The sequence below is a fragment of the Pseudomonas sp. PA15(2017) genome, assembly GCF_001945395.1.
Taxonomy (GTDB): domain Bacteria; phylum Pseudomonadota; class Gammaproteobacteria; order Pseudomonadales; family Pseudomonadaceae; genus Aquipseudomonas.
The window spans coordinates 1-14,597 of sequence record NZ_MSXV01000043.1; the positions used below are offsets into that span (position 1 = coordinate 1).

A 14,597-nucleotide genomic window follows, 5' to 3' on the forward strand; every position below is an offset into this window, starting at 1 on the left:
CGGAGGGATGTTTCTGGATCACCGTCCAAGGCCGGGAAGAACCAGGACGGTGAAGATTTCCAAAACCCGATATCCAGTGGATCGTAAGGCTGCTCCGCTTAAGTGAACAGCATTACGGTTTCAACCGGGCATTTTTTATAGGCTCTGCGGCGCTTGCTCGCAGAGCCGCTTGAGCGCCGCCGCCCAGCTCGGGTGGTCATTCAGGCAAGGCACCAGCTCGAGGCTCTCACCGCCCGCTTCCTGGAACTGCTCACGGCCACGGTCACCGATTTCCTCCAGGGTCTCGATGCAGTCGGCCACGAACGCCGGACACATGACCAGCAGCTTCTTCACGCCCTGGGCGGCCAGCTCGTCGAGGCGCGCCTCGGTATAGGGCTCGATCCATTTGTCCTTGCCCAGGCGCGACTGGAACGACACCGACCACTGCTCCGGGCGCAGGCCCATGCGTGCAGCGAATACCTCGGCGGTGCGCTGGCACTGGCTGCGGTAACAACGCGCCAGCACCTCGTCGCTGACCCCCACGCTATCGGGACGACGCAGGTCGTGTTTCGGGTCGATGTGCTTGACCAGTTTACGGATGTGCCGCTCCGGCAAACCGTGGAAGCTCAGCAGCAGGTGATCGAAATCCTTTTCCAGATAGGGTCGTGCGCTGTCCGCCAGGGCCTCGATGTAGTCGGGGTTCTGGAAGAACGGCGGCAGAATCGAGAAACGGATCGGCAGCTTGCGCTCGCGCACCACGCGCTTGGCCTCCTCGATCACCGTGGTGGTGGTGCTGTCGGCGAACTGCGGGTACAGCGGCGCCAGGGTGACCTGGGTAATGCCCTGCCCGGCCAGGCGGGTGAGTACGGTATCCAGCGAAGGCTCGCCGTAGCGCATGGCCAGCTCTACCGGGCCCTGGGTCCACTGGCTCTTCATCACTTCCTGCAGGCGTTTGCTGAGCACGATCAGCGGCGAGCCTTCCGGCCACCAGATCGAGGCGTAGGCGTGGGCCGACTGTGCCGGTCGACGGATCAGGATCAGCGAAACCAACAGGCGTCGCAGCGGCCAGGGCAGGTCGACCACGTAGGGATCCATCAGGAACTGATTGAGATAACTGCGCACATCGGCGACCTCGGTGGACGCCGGCGAGCCGAGGTTGACCAGCAGTAAGGCGTGATCGTTCATGCAATGTCCCTTTTAAAGTGTCGCGATCAGGACCCACCCGGATCGCGAGCAGGTGTTAACGAAGGCTCAACAGGTCGACCAGCGCCACATCCAGGCGGGTGAAACGGAATTCGAAGCCCGCCTCCTGCGCCCTGACCGGCAACGCATGTTGGCCACCGAGCAGCAACAACGACATCTCCCCCAGCCCTGCGCGCAGGGCAACGGCCGGCAGCACCATGAGCGTCGGCCGGTGCACGGCGTGGCCCAGCTCCTTGACGAATTCGGCGTTGCGCACCGGGTGCGGCGAGCACGCATTATAAGGACCGCGCGCCTGCTCATGCTGCAAGAGAAAATCAATCAGGGCGATTTGGTCGGCAATGTGGATCCACGGCATCCACTGGCGTCCACTGCCGATGCGCCCACCGAGGCCGAAACGAAATGGCGTGGCCATGCGCTTGAGCATGCCGCCTTCCTTGGCCAGCACCAGGCCGGTGCGCAGCAGCACCACGCGGATGCCCAGCGCCTCGGCCTGCTGGGCGCTCTCCTCCCAGGCGATACACAGCTGTGCTGCGAAGTCCGCTCCGGGCTTGGCCTGCTCGTCGATGATGTGTTCGTCAGCGTCGCCATACCAACCGACTGCCGAACCGGACAACAGCACAGCGGGCTTTTGCTCGCGGCCCTGCAGCCAGGCCACCAGGCGCTCGGTAAGCCCGATGCGGCTTTCCCACAACAGTTGCTTGCGTGCCTTGCTCCAGGGCCGATCAGCGATGGGCGCGCCGGCCAGGTTGACCACCGCATCGAGGGGCTCGTCGCCGATATCCTCGAGGCGTGCGACGCCCCGCACGGCGGTGCCGCACAGCACCGGCACCTGCTCGGGTCGCCGGCTCCACACGGTCAGCTGATGGCCCTGTGCGGCCCACTGGTGGCAGAGCGCCTGGCCGATCAGGCCAGTGCCGCCGGTGATCAGAATATGCATGGCAGACTCCTCGTTATGCTGTGTCTAAGAACCTGTTCACGATCTCGCGAGCTAGAGCCATACAAGGCCTAGGCGGCCCCACAAAAACAGGCGAGGAAGCGGAGTTTACGAGCTGTAAATGAGCATTACTCGCTTCGCTCGCCCCTTCGGGGCCGCACTAAAGTGCGTTAACCGCAAGCGGCTTTCCGAGCCTGTTTTTAACGCAGTAGGGCCGACGCGCAGCAGATCGTGAGTAGGTTCTGAATGTTCGACACGTGTCGGTCAACCTTGCTCAAGAACAATCCGCGCCTCGGTCCGCAGCCGACGCAAACGGGGGGAAACTATTGCCGCGCGCGCCTATTCTGAAGAGTAGATGCCCTGGCTGCAGATACTGCCCGACACGGACACGCGCTCATACACGGACTGTACATTGAACGAGCGATGTTCGAGGCGTAGCCTGAGGCCCAGCGAGTCGACGACAGGCAGTCACGGCGACTCGACAGCAGGTGAGGTAAACATGACCAGCACAGCCCCCATCGCCATCATTGGCACCGGTATCGCCGGCCTGTCCGCCGCCGATGCGCTTCACGCCGCCGGTTATCCCGTGCAATTGTTCGACAAGAGCCGTGGCAGCGGCGGCCGTATGGCCAGCAAACGCAGCGACGCTGGTGCGCTGGATCTCGGCGCCCAGTATTTCACCGCCCGGGATCGGCGCTTCGCCGCCACCGTAGCCCAATGGCAGGCCCGCGGCTGGGTCGAGCAATGGACGCCCAGTCTTTATCAATATGCCAATGGCGTACTCAGCCCGTCAGCCGACGAGCAGGTGCGCTGGGTCGGCAACCCGCGCATGAGCGCCATCACCCGCGCCATGCTCGGCGCTTTGCCGGTGAAGTTTTCCTGCCGCATCACCGAGGTGTTCCGCGGCGAGCAGCACTGGCACCTGCTCGATGCCGACGGCGAAAGCCACGGCCCATTCGCCCAGGTGATTATCGCCACGCCCGCGCCGCAGGCCGGCGCGCTCCTGGCCACGGCACCGAAGCTGGCCGGTACCGTGGCGGGCGTGAGCATGGAGCCGACCTGGGCGGTCGCCCTGGCCTTCCAGGAGCCGTTGAACACCCCGCTCGAAGGCTGCTTCGTGCAGGACGAGGTGCTCGACTGGACCGCGCGCAACCGTAGCAAGCCCGGCCGCGATGCCGCCCTGGACACCTGGGTGCTGCACGCCAGCAGCAGCTGGAGCCGTCAGCATTTGGATCTGCCCAAGGAGCAGGTGATCGAAAAACTGCATGGCGCCTTCGCGGAGATGATCGGCTGCGCGGTGCCTGCGCCCGTGTTCAGTCTGGCCCATCGCTGGCTGTATGCGCGCCCGGCCGGCGCCCATCAGCTGGGCGCCTTGGCCGACGCCGACCTGGGCCTCTATGTGTGCGGCGACTGGTGCTTGTCAGGCCGCGTGGAAGGCGCCTGGCTGAGCGGCCAGGAAGCGGCCCGCAAACTGATCGCCCATCACCAATGAGCGGCCTCAGACACCGGCTGACGCCACGCAAACTGCTGCTGTCGAAGTGGACCGCCGCCAAGCCGCAGAACCGCGAGAAGCACTTTCTGGTTACCGAACTGTTCTGCGACGAAGAAGGCACCGTGCTGCAAGTAGAGCTGCAGGCCGTGCTCAGCAAGCGCTCCCGGCGCCTGGATTGGCGCCAGCTACAGGACGCCGAGCAGTGGCTGATGGGATGGTGTTGAACCTGGCAGCGGCGAGCGGCTCTATGACTATGAGCCTGTACATGAAATTTGACTTGTACAAGATCAGGCTTAAGATGAAATAAACCTGTACATAAAAAAATCCTTGTACAAGTTAATTTTTAAGGTGCGCCATGCTCGTCAGCCCGCTCCACCGCAGAAAACCCACGCTCGGCGTCAGCGCTTGCCTGCTGGGTGCCGAAGTTCGCTACAACGGCGGGCACAAGGCATCTAGATTGTGCCTGGATCAACTGAGCGAGCACTTCGATTTCGTGCCCTACTGCCCCGAGGTCGCTATCGGCCTGGGCACGCCGCGCGAGCCGATTCGGCTGGTGGGCGACCCTGCCGCGCCACGCGCCATCGGCACCGTGCATCCCGATCAGGACCACACCGACGCCCTCGCTGCCTACGGCGAACAGGTCGCGGCCGAGCTGCCGGCCATCAGCGGCTACATCGTCATGCAGCAGTCGCCATCGTGCGGGCTGGAGCGGGTGAAGGTCTATCAGGACAACGGCCACCCAAGCGAACCAAAGGGCCGCGGCATCTTTACCCGGGTGCTCGCCGAACGGCACCCGAACCTGCCGATCGAGGAAGAAGGTCGGCTCAACGATCCGGTGCTGCGCGAGAATTTCCTGACCCGCGTATTCACTTATTCGCAGTGGCAGACACTGTGCGAATCGGGCCTCACCCGCGGCAAGCTGATCGAGTTCCACGCCCGCCACAAATATCTGCTGATGGCCACCGACCCACTGCGCTACAAGCGCCTGGGGCGGCTGTTGAGCGACCTATCCGCGCAGGATCTCGAGGAGCTGGCGACCCTTTACATCGCCGAACTGATGACCGCTCTCAAGCGCTGCGCCACCCGTGGCACCCACAGTAACGTGCTGCAGCACCTCAGTGGCTACCTCAAGGGCGCCCTGAGTGCTGAGGAAAAGCAGGAAATGCAGCAGCTGATCGGCCAGTATCGAAAGGGCATCGTTCCGTTGGTAGTGCCGCTGACCCTGCTCAAGCACCATTTTCGCCTGCATCCTGATCGCTACATCGCCCAGCAGGTCTACCTGCAACCGCACCCGGAAAACCTCAGCCTGCGAAACGCGCTATGAGCCAGTCGACATCCAGCGAGCCGGGCGCCAGCACCACGCAGGACCTGATCGCCGCCGGTTACCGGCCCATCCGCGACGTGGCCAGCATCACCGGTGTCAACCCGGTAACGCTACGCGCTTGGGAGCGCCGCTACGGGCTGATCGTGCCGCACCGCACCGCCAAGGGTCACCGCCTGTATTCTCCGGAACAGGTGCAGACCATCCAGGCCGTACTTGGCTGGTTGAACCGCGGGGTCTCTGTCGGTCAGGTAAAAGGCCTGCTGCGCGCCGACCAGCCGCTGCCCGCCGAACAGGCCTCGCAGTGGCAGGACAAACGCGACCGTCTGTGCGATGCCATCCATGCGTTGGACGAGCGGCAGCTGGACGAGCGCTTCAACGCCGAACTCGCGCTCTATCCGGTACAAATCCTTTGCCAGCACCTGCTGCTGCCGCTCCTAGTGACCCTCGAAGCGCGCTGGCCGCAACTGCCCGGCGCGGTCACCGAGCGCCTGTTCCTGCACAGCTGGCTGCGCAGCAAGCTCGGCGCGCGGGTTTATCACGACAACCGCCAGCACCAGGGCCAGCCGCTGATGCTGATCAACCTGTGCCAGGCGCCGATGTCGCCGCAGCTATGGCTGTGCGCCTGGTTGATCGGCACCGCGGGCTGCCCGGTGGACGCCTTCGATGGGCCGATGCCCGTCAATGAGCTGCCACTGGCCATCGGTCGCCGTCGTCCGCGTGCCGTGTTGCTGTTCTGCGAGGCAGACTCCAACACCAGCGCCCAGTCCACGCTGCAGCATTGGCTCGGTGATCATGGCGTGCCCTGTGTGCTGATCGGCATCGAGGACCAGCAGGAGGCCGAACAACTGGTCGCCCGCGCCCCCGCTTCGGCGGATGTCGCCGTCGTCGCCGACCCCCTGGCGGCGCTGCAAAACCTCGCAGATCGTCATCTGCTCGAATAGGACGTCCCATGCTGCAACTGATGTGGTTTCGAACCGACCTGCGTGTCACTGATAACACGGCTTTGGCCGCCGCCATGCAGGCCGGGCCGACGGTCGCGGTATTCCTGCTCAGCCCGGGCCAGTGGCAACAGCACGACGATGCGCCGTGCAAGGTGGACTTCTGGCTGCGTAACCTGGGTGAATTGAGCCGCGAACTGCAACATCTCAACGTGCCGCTGCTGGTTCGCGAAGCGGATGACTGGAGCACGGCGCCTAAGGTGCTCGGCAATCTGGCCCAGGAACTGGGCGCCGCCGCCTTGCATACGAACGAGGAGTACGGAGTCAACGAGAGCCGTCGCGACCAAGCCGTGAGTGCGGCGCTGGACGAGTTGGGGGTCAACTTCCATAGCCATCTCGACCGCCTGCTGTTCAAGCCAGGCAGCGTGCTGACCCGTACCGACACCTACTTCAAGGTGTATAGCCAGTTCCGTGGCGTTTGCTATCAGCGCCTGCACACGGCCCTGCCCGCCCTGGTGCCGCTACCGAAGGCGCAAGGCAAGTTGAAGATCGCGGCCGATAAGCTGCCCAACCAAGTCAAGGGTTTCGAAGCACCCAGCCAGACGCTGCGCGATGCCTGGCCTGCCGGTGAACAGGCCGCTCGTGAACGCCTGCAGCGCTTCGCCGACGAGTGGATCGAGGATTACCACGACAACCGCGACTTTCCCATCCGCCCCGGCACCAGCCAGCTGTCGGCCTACCTGGCGGCTGGCGTGCTGTCGCCTCGCCAGTGTCTGCACGCAGCGCTGAACGCCAACAGCGGTGAGTTCGAAAGCGGCAGCCAGGGCGCCGTCACCTGGATCAACGAGCTGATCTGGCGCGAGTTCTACGCCCATATTCTGGTCGGCTACCCGCACGTTTCCATGAGCCGTGCCTTCCGCCCGGAAACCGAAGCACTGCCCTGGCGCAATGCCGGCAAGGATCTCCAGGCCTGGCAGGAAGGCCGCACCGGCATTCCAATCATCGACGCGGCCATGCGTCAGCTGCTGGAAACCGGCTGGATGCACAACCGCCTGCGCATGGTGGTGGCGATGTTCCTGACCAAGAACCTGCTTATAGACTGGCGCGAAGGTGAGCGCTTCTTCATGCGTCACTTGGTCGACGGCGACCTGGCCGCCAACAATGGCGGCTGGCAGTGGAGCGCCTCGACGGGTACCGACTCGGTGCCCTACTTCCGTATCTTCAACCCGATCAGCCAGTCGCAGCGCTTCGATCCGGACGGTCGTTTCATCCGCCAATGGCTGCCCGAACTGGCCTCGCTCAGTGACAAGGCGATTCACGACCCCCATGCCGGCGGCAAGAGCCAGGCCAGCCTGTTCAGCGGCGGCGTGGACTATCCCAAGCCGATCGTCGACCTGCGTGCCAGCCGCCAGCGCGCGCTGGATGCCTTCAAGAACCTGCCGTCGGCCAGCAAGGCGTCATGAGCGCGTTCAGCCAGCGCATCTGGCTGACCGGTGCCAGCAGTGGCATTGGCCATGCCCTCGCCGAGCGCCTGCTGAACGACGGCCATCGTCTCGCCCTGAGCGCTCGCCGCGAGGAGCCCTTGCAGGCACTGGCCAAGCGCTTTCCCGGCCGGGTGCTGGTGTTACCGGGCGATCTGGGTGAAGCCAGCGAGGTCGATGCCATCGCCGCCCAGCTCACCGAACAGTGGGGCGCGCTGGACTGCGCGATACTCAATGCCGGCGTTTACGAGCATGTCGATGCCAGCAACTTCGAGGCCGACGCCTTGGCGCAGATGATGCGTGGTAATCTGTTCTCGGCCAGCCACTGCATCGTCGCGGCCCTGCCGCTGCTGCGTCGTGGCCAGTCGCCGCACCTGGTCGGCGTCGCCAGCGCGGTCACCTACCTGCCGCTGCCGGGCGCCGGCGCTTTCGGGGCCTCCAAGGCCACGCTGCGCTACCTGCTCGAATCCTTGCGGGTGGATCTCGCCCAGGAAGGCGTCGCCGTCACTGTGGTCACACCAGGCTTCGTCGACACGGCGCATGCGCAAGGCAGCGGGTTGTCCACTCCCATGCGCTGGTCCGCGCACAAGGCCGCCCGACATATCGCCAAGCTGCTGCATGCCCGCCCACTGGAAATTGCCTTTCCAGGCCCGTTAATCGCTGCGCTCGGCGTGTTGGGGCGGCTACCTGCTCGCTTGCAACTGGCCCTGAGCCGGCGCTTGACGCGTGGCGAGCGAGACATGTCCTGACACCTCCGAGGCTTGCGCCGGCATTGCCCGCCCAGGCACCATCGGCGCCCTTTGCCTGCCGCCACCGGATGCCGCCCTGTGTCTAGAAACCTGTTCAACGCCCTGCTGTTCATCGCTGGCTGGCTCGCCTGCCTGCTCGGCGGCGGCCCATGGCTGTGGGGCGTAGCGGCGGTACTGCTGGCGCACCTGATCTGGATCGGCAACTGGCAGCGCGAAGGAAAACTGCTGATGAGCGCCTTGTTGTTTGGCTGCGCGGTGGAGAGTTTTCTGCTGCAGCTTGGGGTGTTCGACTTCGACGAGCCGCGCCAACTGATTCCACTGCGGCAAGCGCTCATCTGGCTGCTAATCGGCACCACCCTGTGCCATTGTCTGGCCTGGACGGCCCGTCCATGGTGGCGCGCCAGCCTGCTCGGCGCAGCACTGGCGCTGTTCACCTACAGCGCCAGCCTGTGGCTCGGCCTGGTTCGCCTGCCCTGCGGCAATGCCGCCACTCTGGCGCTGCTCGCGGTGACCTGGGCAGCCGTGCTGCCGTTGCTGCACGGCTTTGCCCGGCTGTACACCGCCCGCCCGGCTTGAAATCCCTCGGTAGCGAGCCCGCCTGGCGTAGACTAGGCGGATGAGTAACGACCCCCATATTCCCCACACCCAGCTCGCCGAAGACGCGCCTGTTTCGTGCAGCACCTGTGCAGCCTGCTGCTGCCAACTGGAAGTGATGCTGATCACCGATACCGGTGTGCCCGAACGTTTCATCGACAACGACGACTGGGGCGGACAAGTGATGCGTCGCCTCGACGACGGCTGGTGCGCCGCGCTGGATCGCGACACCATGCGCTGCACCATCTATGAACTACGGCCATTGATTTGCCGCGAGTTCGAAATGGGCGCGCCCGAATGCCTGGACGAGCGCCGCGGCCTCGACACGATATATCGCTAAGTGCATTTATACATACATGAAAACATGCATAAAAAAACCGGGCTACGCCCGGTTTTTTTGCTGCGCCTAACTTAGAAGTTCAGGCGATAGTGCAGCGAGTAGGCTTCGACGCCATCGTTGGGGCTCTTGATACCGGCGTTGGAATAGTGGATCGCGCGGATACCCACTTCATGACCACCGGCGAAACGCAGGCCCGCACCGATGCGATCTTCGAACTGGAACGACGAACCCAGGTCGTTGGACTCCAGGCGCGTGCTGGAGAATGCCGCCACCCCGATACCGGCTTCCAGATAGGGTTTGACGGTCTGCCCGGCGAATTCGTAGACGAATACCGGCGCGAAGGAAACGCTGTGATTGGTGGCAGTATCGTCACCCTGCCAGTAGGTGTAACCAGCATCCCAATAGCCACCGAGATGACCGACACTGCTTTCGAACCAGCGGCTGTTGAAATCGAATTGCGCACCAAGGCGATAAACCATGGTGGAATCACCAGACTGACCCACGGAAAAGGTCAGACCCGTTGCTTGAGCGGCTGTAACCGCTCCAAGAGACAACGCAACTGCAGCGGCCAAGCCCATCAGCTTCTTCATTGGAGCATCCTTGTATAGGGACTTATTAGTATTTTAAGTGCGGCATCGTGAAACTCATCGTTACAGACTTTAAACAAGTTTCGTTGGTTCTAGAAATATTTAATGACGTATAGCCGATTAAATATTTTCCACCAACGAACTCACCTGTTCGGCACTGCCCCACAGATGCGGCAATGCACGTTGCATGGCCAATGGCTCGCCGCTGCACCAGAACTCGTCGGCACCACGCGGCCCGGTAGCCAGCAAATCGCGGCTGGCGAGCAGCCGTTGCAGCTGCCGGGCGACTGCCGCGCCGGTGTCGATCAGGCTGATCGATGGGTCCAGCCACTGTCCGAGCAGCGGCCGCAGGAAAGGATAGTGAGTGCATCCCAGAATCAGCGTATCGCAGCCCTCGGCCAGCAACGGCTCGACATAGCCGCGCAGCAGCGCATGCAAGGCCGGGTCATTCAGATTCCCGGCCTCGATCAGCTCGACCAGCCCCGGGCAAGGCTGCGTGACCACCCGCACATCGCCGGCGAACTGATCGAGCAAGGCGGCGAAGCGCGCGCTTTTCAGCGTCCCGGTGGTGGCCAGCACGCCGACCACGCCAGAGCGCGTCGCGGCTGCCGCAGGCTTGACAGCGGGCTCCATGGCCACGATCGGCAGCTGCGGATACAGCGTGCGCAGCTCGGCGACCCCCGCCACTGTCGCCGTATTGCAGGCCAGCACCAGCGCCTTGGCACCACGCGCGAGCAGAAAGGCAGCGATGAGCCGGCAGCGCTCGCGAATGTACTCGGGGCTTTTTTCCCCATAGGGCATGTGGCCGCTGTCGGCTACGTAGAACAGCCGTTCATCGGGGAGCAGCGCGCGAATTTCCCGCAGTACCGTGAGCCCGCCAACGCCGGAATCGAACACACCGATCGGCGCGTCACGCATCGGCGGCACTCCCGCACACGGCGCAAGCCGGGTCGCGCTTGACCCGCAGCTCACGAAAGCGCGAGCCGAAGGCGTCGATCAGCAGCAAGCGGCCGACCAGCGGCTCGCCAAAGCCGGCGAGCAGCTTCAATGCCTCCAACGCCTGCAGGCTGCCGACCAGGCCAACCAGCGGCCCGACCACACCGGCTTCGCTGCAGGTCAGCTCGGCTTCGCTGCCATGGCCGTACAGGCAGTGGTAGCAGGGGCTGTCTTCGCGGCGCGGATCGAATACCGACAACTGGCCTTCCAGGCGGATCGCCGCGCCGCTGACCAGCGGCCGGCGCGCAGCCACACAAGCGGCGTTGACGGCTTCGCGGGTGGTGAAGTTGTCCGAGCAGTCGAGCACCAGGTCGACCGCCGCCACGGCAGCGGCCAAGGAGTCGGCATCCAGGGCTTGCCGATGGGCACGCAGCGTGACCTGGGGGTTGAGCGCACCGAGTCGCGCCAGTGCCGAGTCGACCTTGCTCTGGCCGATGCTCGCGGTGTCGTGGGCAACCTGGCGCTGCAGGTTGCTGAGATCGACGCTGTCGAAGTCCGCCAGGTGCAGCTCGCCCACCCCGGCGGCCGCCAGGTACAGGGCCACGGGCGAGCCGAGGCCGCCAAGGCCGACGATCAGTACGCGGCTACCCTTGAGGCGCAGCTGGCCGTCTACATCGATCTGCGAGAGCAGGATCTGTCGGCTGTAGCGCAGCAGTTCCTCGTCACTCAGATGTTCATTCATGTGGCCACCGCCCCAGGCTGATGCGCTCATGATCGGCGAGATCACGGCGGCTGTGAACCTCGACGAAGCCGCGCTGGCTCAACAACCCGCGCACCGCCTCGGCCTGCTCGAAACCGTGTTCGAGCAGGAGCCAGCCGGGCGCCGCCAAATATGCAGGTGCCTGCTCGATGATCAGGCGGATATCGTCCAGCCCGTCGACGCCCGAGACCAGTGCGCTGCTCGGCTCGAATCTGACATCACCTTCGCCCAGATGCCGGTCGTCGCTGGCGATGTAGGGCGGGTTGCTGACGATCAGCCCGTAGCGCTCGCCGGCCAGTGCCGCGAACCAGTGGCTCGCCAGGAACGAAACATTCGCCAGGCCCAGCCGGGCGCGATTGCCCTCGGCCAGCGCCAAGGCTTCGTCCACCCGGTCGACGCCGATAACCTGCCAGGCCGGCCGTTCGCTGGCCAATGCCAGGGCGATGGCGCCGGTGCCGGTGCCGAGGTCGAGCACCCTGGCCGGGCCACCGGGCAGCAGTGCCAGCGAGGTCTCCACCAACAGTTCGGTGTCCGGCCGCGGGATCAGGGTGTGGGGCGCGACGTCCAGATCCAGGCTCCAGAAACCCTGACGACCGAGGATGTAGGCAACCGGCTCGCCGTTACGCCGACGCGCCAGGCTGGCGTTGAATACTTCGGCGGTTTCGCCCGCCACCTCATGGTCAGCCCAGGTGCGCAGGTAACTGCGCGATTTGCCCAGGGCATGGGCCAGCAGCAGTTCGGCGTCCAGGCGTGGGGTGGGCGAGTCGGGCAGTGCGATGCCGTTGAGCAGGGATTCGATAGTGGCCATGGCTAGCTTCCTGGACGGATCGGGGCGCCGGCAGCGTGGGTGAATGAGAAGTCGCTGGCTAAGCACCCCGCGCCACCCAACTCTCCGTTCAATCGCTCAACGCGGCCAGCTGATCGGCCTGGTACTCGGCGAGCAGCGGCTCGATCACCGCATCGACGCCGCCGGCAATCACTTCGCCCAGGGAATACAGGGTCAGGTTGATGCGGTGGTCGGTCACTCGCCCTTGCGGAAAGTTGTAGGTGCGAATGCGCTCGGAGCGATCACCCGAGCCGACCAGCAGCTTGCGGGTATCGGAGATTTCCTTGTGGGCAGCCGCGTCCTGCTGGTCCTTGAGCTTGGCCGCCAGCCAGGCCATGGCCTTGGCGCGGTTCTTGTGCTGAGAGCGTTCTTCCTGACACTCGACCACGGTACCGGTGGGGATGTGGGTGATGCGAATCGCCGAGTCGGTGGTGTTGACGTGCTGACCGCCGGCGCCGGAGCTGCGGTAGGTGTCGACGCGCAGATCGGCTGGGTTGATCTCGATGGCCATCTGCTCGTCGGGCTCCGGCAACACTGCAACGGTGCACGCCGAGGTATGGATACGGCCCTGGGACTCGGTTTCCGGCACGCGCTGCACACGGTGGGCGCCGGACTCGAACTTGAGCTTGCCGAACACGTTGTCACCCTCGACCCGGGCGATCACTTCCTTGAAGCCGCCGTGCTCGCCTTCGTTGGCCGACAGCACTTCGATGCGCCAGCCCTGCTTCTCGGCGTACCGCGAATACATGCGAAACAGATCGCCAGCGAAGATCGCCGCCTCGTCGCCGCCAGTGCCGGCGCGCACTTCGAGGAACACGTTGCGTCCGTCATTGGGGTCCTTGGGCAGCAACATGCGCTGCAGGCTGTCTTCCAATTCGGCCAGGCGCGCACGGGCAGTGTCGACCTCCTCTTCGGCCATTTCGCGCAGATCCGGGTCGCTGTCCTTGAGCAGCGCCATGGCGCCCTCGAGGTCGGCCTGCACCTTGCGGAATTCACGAAACGCCACGATCACCGGCTCGATCTCGGCGTACTCCTTGGAATAGGCGCGGAACTGGGTCTGGTTGGTGATCACCTCGGCGTCGCCGAGCAGCGCCGTGACCTCTTCGAAGCGGTCCTGCAGCAGGTCGAGTTTATTGATCAGCGAAGCTTTCATTGCATGCCTTTAGTGGACGACGCGCCTTCGTCGAGGGCGAACAGCTCCTGAGCCACGCCCAGCGCGTCGATGCGCCCGGTGGCGGAGAATTTCTTCAGTTGCACGCTGGGCGCGTGCAGCAGTTTATTGGTCAGGCCACGTGCCAGCTGGGCCAGTACGTCGTCGGCAGCGGCACCATTGGCAAGCATGCGCTGGGCCCGTGCCAGCTCGTCGTCGCGCAGGCGCTCGGCCTGCTGGCGGTAAGCGCGGAGCACGTCCACGGCGGCCAGCTCGCGCAGGCGCGCCATGAAATCGTCGGTACCCGCGGCGACCAGTTCCTCGGCGGCCTGGGCCGCACCCTGGCGACTCTTGAGGTTTTCGGCGATGACTTCGTGCAGGTCATCGACGGTATAAAGGTACACGTCATCCAGCTCGCCGACCTGGGGCTCGATGTCCCGCGGCACGGCGATGTCGACCATGAAGATCGGCTTGTGCTTGCGCTGCTTGAGGGCGCTTTCCACCGCGCCTTTGCCGAGAATCGGCAACTGGCTGGCGGTGGAGCTGATGACGATGTCGCTGTGCACCAGTTCCTGAGGAATGTCGGAGAGCAGCACGGCGTGGGCGCCGAACTGCTCGGCCAGGCTGCTGGCGCGCTCCAGGGTGCGGTTGGCGACCACGATACGCTTGATGCCCTGGTCGTGCAGGTGGCGAGCCACCAGGCTGATGGTCTCGCCGGCACCGATCAGCAGCGCCTGGCTGCGGTGCAGGTCGGCGAAGATCTGCTTGGCCAGGCTGACGGCGGCAAAGGCCACCGACACCGGGTTCTCGCCGATGGCGGTATCGGTACGCACGGTCTTGGCGGTGCTGAAGGTGGCCTGGAACAGACGCCCCAGCAGCGGGCCCAGGGTGCCGGCCTCGCGGGCCACGGCGAAGGCGGATTTCATCTGACCGAGAATCTGCGGTTCGCCGAGCACCATGGAATCGAGGCCGGAGGCCACGCGCATCATGTGACGAACGGCCGCATCGTCTTCGTGGATATACGCGCAGGCACGCAGCTCTTCGACGCTCACATGGTGGTAATCGGCCAGCCAGCCGAGTACCTCCTCGGCGCCCGAGCCGTCCTGTTCGAGGTACAGTTCGCTGCGGTTGCAGGTCGACAGGATCGCCGCTTCGCGGCTCGGCGTATCACGGCAAAGCAGCTGCAATGCCTCTACGAGCTGCTCTGGAGTAAAAGCCACGCGCTCGCGAACATCCACCGAAGCGGTCTTGTGGTTGATACCGAGGGCGATAAAGGCCATGCACGTCGCTGACAGGGGGGTGGA

16 protein-coding genes are annotated in these 14,597 nt (G+C 64.5%); 8 read left to right on the forward strand and 8 right to left on the reverse strand.

Annotation, left to right across the window (positions count from 1 at the left end; all coding sequences use genetic code 11):
• Window positions 1–135: 135 nt before the first annotated feature.
• Complete coding sequence (gene hemH, locus BVH03_RS13465) at window positions 136–1,164, reverse strand: ferrochelatase (protein ID WP_075961650.1); 1,029 nt, start codon at window positions 1,162–1,164, stop codon at window positions 136–138.
• A 55-nt stretch (window positions 1,165–1,219) separates the two neighbouring features.
• The gene (locus BVH03_RS13470; protein ID WP_075961651.1) at window positions 1,220–2,119 is read right to left on the reverse strand and encodes a TIGR01777 family oxidoreductase; all 900 of its coding nucleotides are present in this window, start codon (window positions 2,117–2,119) and stop codon (window positions 1,220–1,222) included.
• 496 nt (window positions 2,120–2,615) lie between these two features.
• On the opposite strand from BVH03_RS13470, the gene BVH03_RS13475 reads away from it, so the two are divergent.
• From BVH03_RS13475 to BVH03_RS13510, 8 genes are all read left to right on the forward strand, one after another.
• Window positions 2,616–3,608: an NAD(P)/FAD-dependent oxidoreductase gene (locus BVH03_RS13475; RefSeq protein WP_075961652.1), complete on the forward strand. Its 993-nt coding sequence runs from the start codon at window positions 2,616–2,618 to the stop codon at window positions 3,606–3,608.
• Entirely contained in the window at window positions 3,605–3,832 is a 228-nt protein-coding gene (locus BVH03_RS13480) for a TIGR02450 family Trp-rich protein (RefSeq protein ID WP_075961653.1), read from the forward strand. The genes BVH03_RS13475 and BVH03_RS13480 overlap by 4 nt, the downstream gene beginning before the upstream one ends.
• 131 nt (window positions 3,833–3,963) lie before the next feature.
• Window positions 3,964–4,932, forward strand: coding sequence for a DUF523 and DUF1722 domain-containing protein (locus BVH03_RS13485; RefSeq protein ID WP_075961654.1), 969 nt, complete (start codon window positions 3,964–3,966; stop codon window positions 4,930–4,932).
• Window positions 4,929–5,873, forward strand: coding sequence for a MerR family transcriptional regulator (locus BVH03_RS13490; RefSeq protein ID WP_075961655.1), 945 nt, complete (start codon window positions 4,929–4,931; stop codon window positions 5,871–5,873). Before BVH03_RS13485 ends, BVH03_RS13490 begins: the two co-directional genes overlap by 4 nt.
• An 11-nt stretch (window positions 5,874–5,884) precedes the next feature.
• Window positions 5,885–7,333, forward strand: a complete 1,449-nt coding sequence (phrB, locus tag BVH03_RS13495) for a deoxyribodipyrimidine photo-lyase (protein ID WP_075961704.1) — start codon at window positions 5,885–5,887, stop codon at window positions 7,331–7,333.
• Window positions 7,330–8,100, forward strand: a complete 771-nt coding sequence (locus BVH03_RS13500; RefSeq protein ID WP_075961656.1) for an SDR family oxidoreductase — start codon at window positions 7,330–7,332, stop codon at window positions 8,098–8,100. The genes phrB and BVH03_RS13500 overlap by 4 nt, the downstream gene beginning before the upstream one ends.
• 78 nt (window positions 8,101–8,178) lie before the next feature.
• Complete coding sequence (locus BVH03_RS13505) at window positions 8,179–8,676, forward strand: DUF2878 domain-containing protein (protein ID WP_075961657.1); 498 nt, start codon at window positions 8,179–8,181, stop codon at window positions 8,674–8,676.
• Window positions 8,677–8,716: 40 nt separating this feature from the next.
• Complete coding sequence (locus tag BVH03_RS13510) at window positions 8,717–9,034, forward strand: YkgJ family cysteine cluster protein (protein WP_075961658.1); 318 nt, start codon at window positions 8,717–8,719, stop codon at window positions 9,032–9,034.
• A 71-nt stretch (window positions 9,035–9,105) separates the two neighbouring features.
• On the opposite strand, the gene BVH03_RS13515 is transcribed toward BVH03_RS13510, so the two are convergent.
• The 6 genes from BVH03_RS13515 to hemA all read right to left on the reverse strand — a co-directional run bounded on the left by BVH03_RS13515 (window position 9,106) and on the right by hemA (window position 14,573).
• On the reverse strand, window positions 9,106–9,624 hold the full coding sequence (locus BVH03_RS13515; protein WP_075961659.1) for an acyloxyacyl hydrolase: 519 nt from the start codon (window positions 9,622–9,624) through the stop codon (window positions 9,106–9,108).
• Between the two features lie 117 nt (window positions 9,625–9,741).
• A complete protein-coding gene (gene murI, locus BVH03_RS13520; RefSeq protein ID WP_075961660.1) occupies window positions 9,742–10,539 on the reverse strand; it encodes a glutamate racemase in 798 nt (265 codons plus the stop codon).
• Window positions 10,532–11,299 carry a molybdopterin-synthase adenylyltransferase MoeB gene (locus tag BVH03_RS13525; protein ID WP_075961661.1) on the reverse strand — a complete coding sequence of 256 codons (768 nt, stop codon included), beginning with the start codon at window positions 11,297–11,299 and terminating at the stop codon, window positions 10,532–10,534. Before BVH03_RS13525 ends, murI begins: the two co-directional genes overlap by 8 nt.
• A complete protein-coding gene (gene prmC, locus BVH03_RS13530; RefSeq protein ID WP_075961662.1) occupies window positions 11,292–12,125 on the reverse strand; it encodes a peptide chain release factor N(5)-glutamine methyltransferase in 834 nt (277 codons plus the stop codon). Before prmC ends, BVH03_RS13525 begins: the two co-directional genes overlap by 8 nt.
• A gap of 88 nt (window positions 12,126–12,213) precedes the next feature.
• Complete coding sequence (prfA, locus tag BVH03_RS13535; protein ID WP_075961663.1) at window positions 12,214–13,296, reverse strand: peptide chain release factor 1; 1,083 nt, start codon at window positions 13,294–13,296, stop codon at window positions 12,214–12,216.
• The gene (gene hemA / locus BVH03_RS13540; protein ID WP_075961664.1) at window positions 13,293–14,573 is read right to left on the reverse strand and encodes a glutamyl-tRNA reductase; all 1,281 of its coding nucleotides are present in this window, start codon (window positions 14,571–14,573) and stop codon (window positions 13,293–13,295) included. The genes prfA and hemA overlap by 4 nt, the downstream gene beginning before the upstream one ends.
• Window positions 14,574–14,597: the final 24 nt, after the last annotated feature.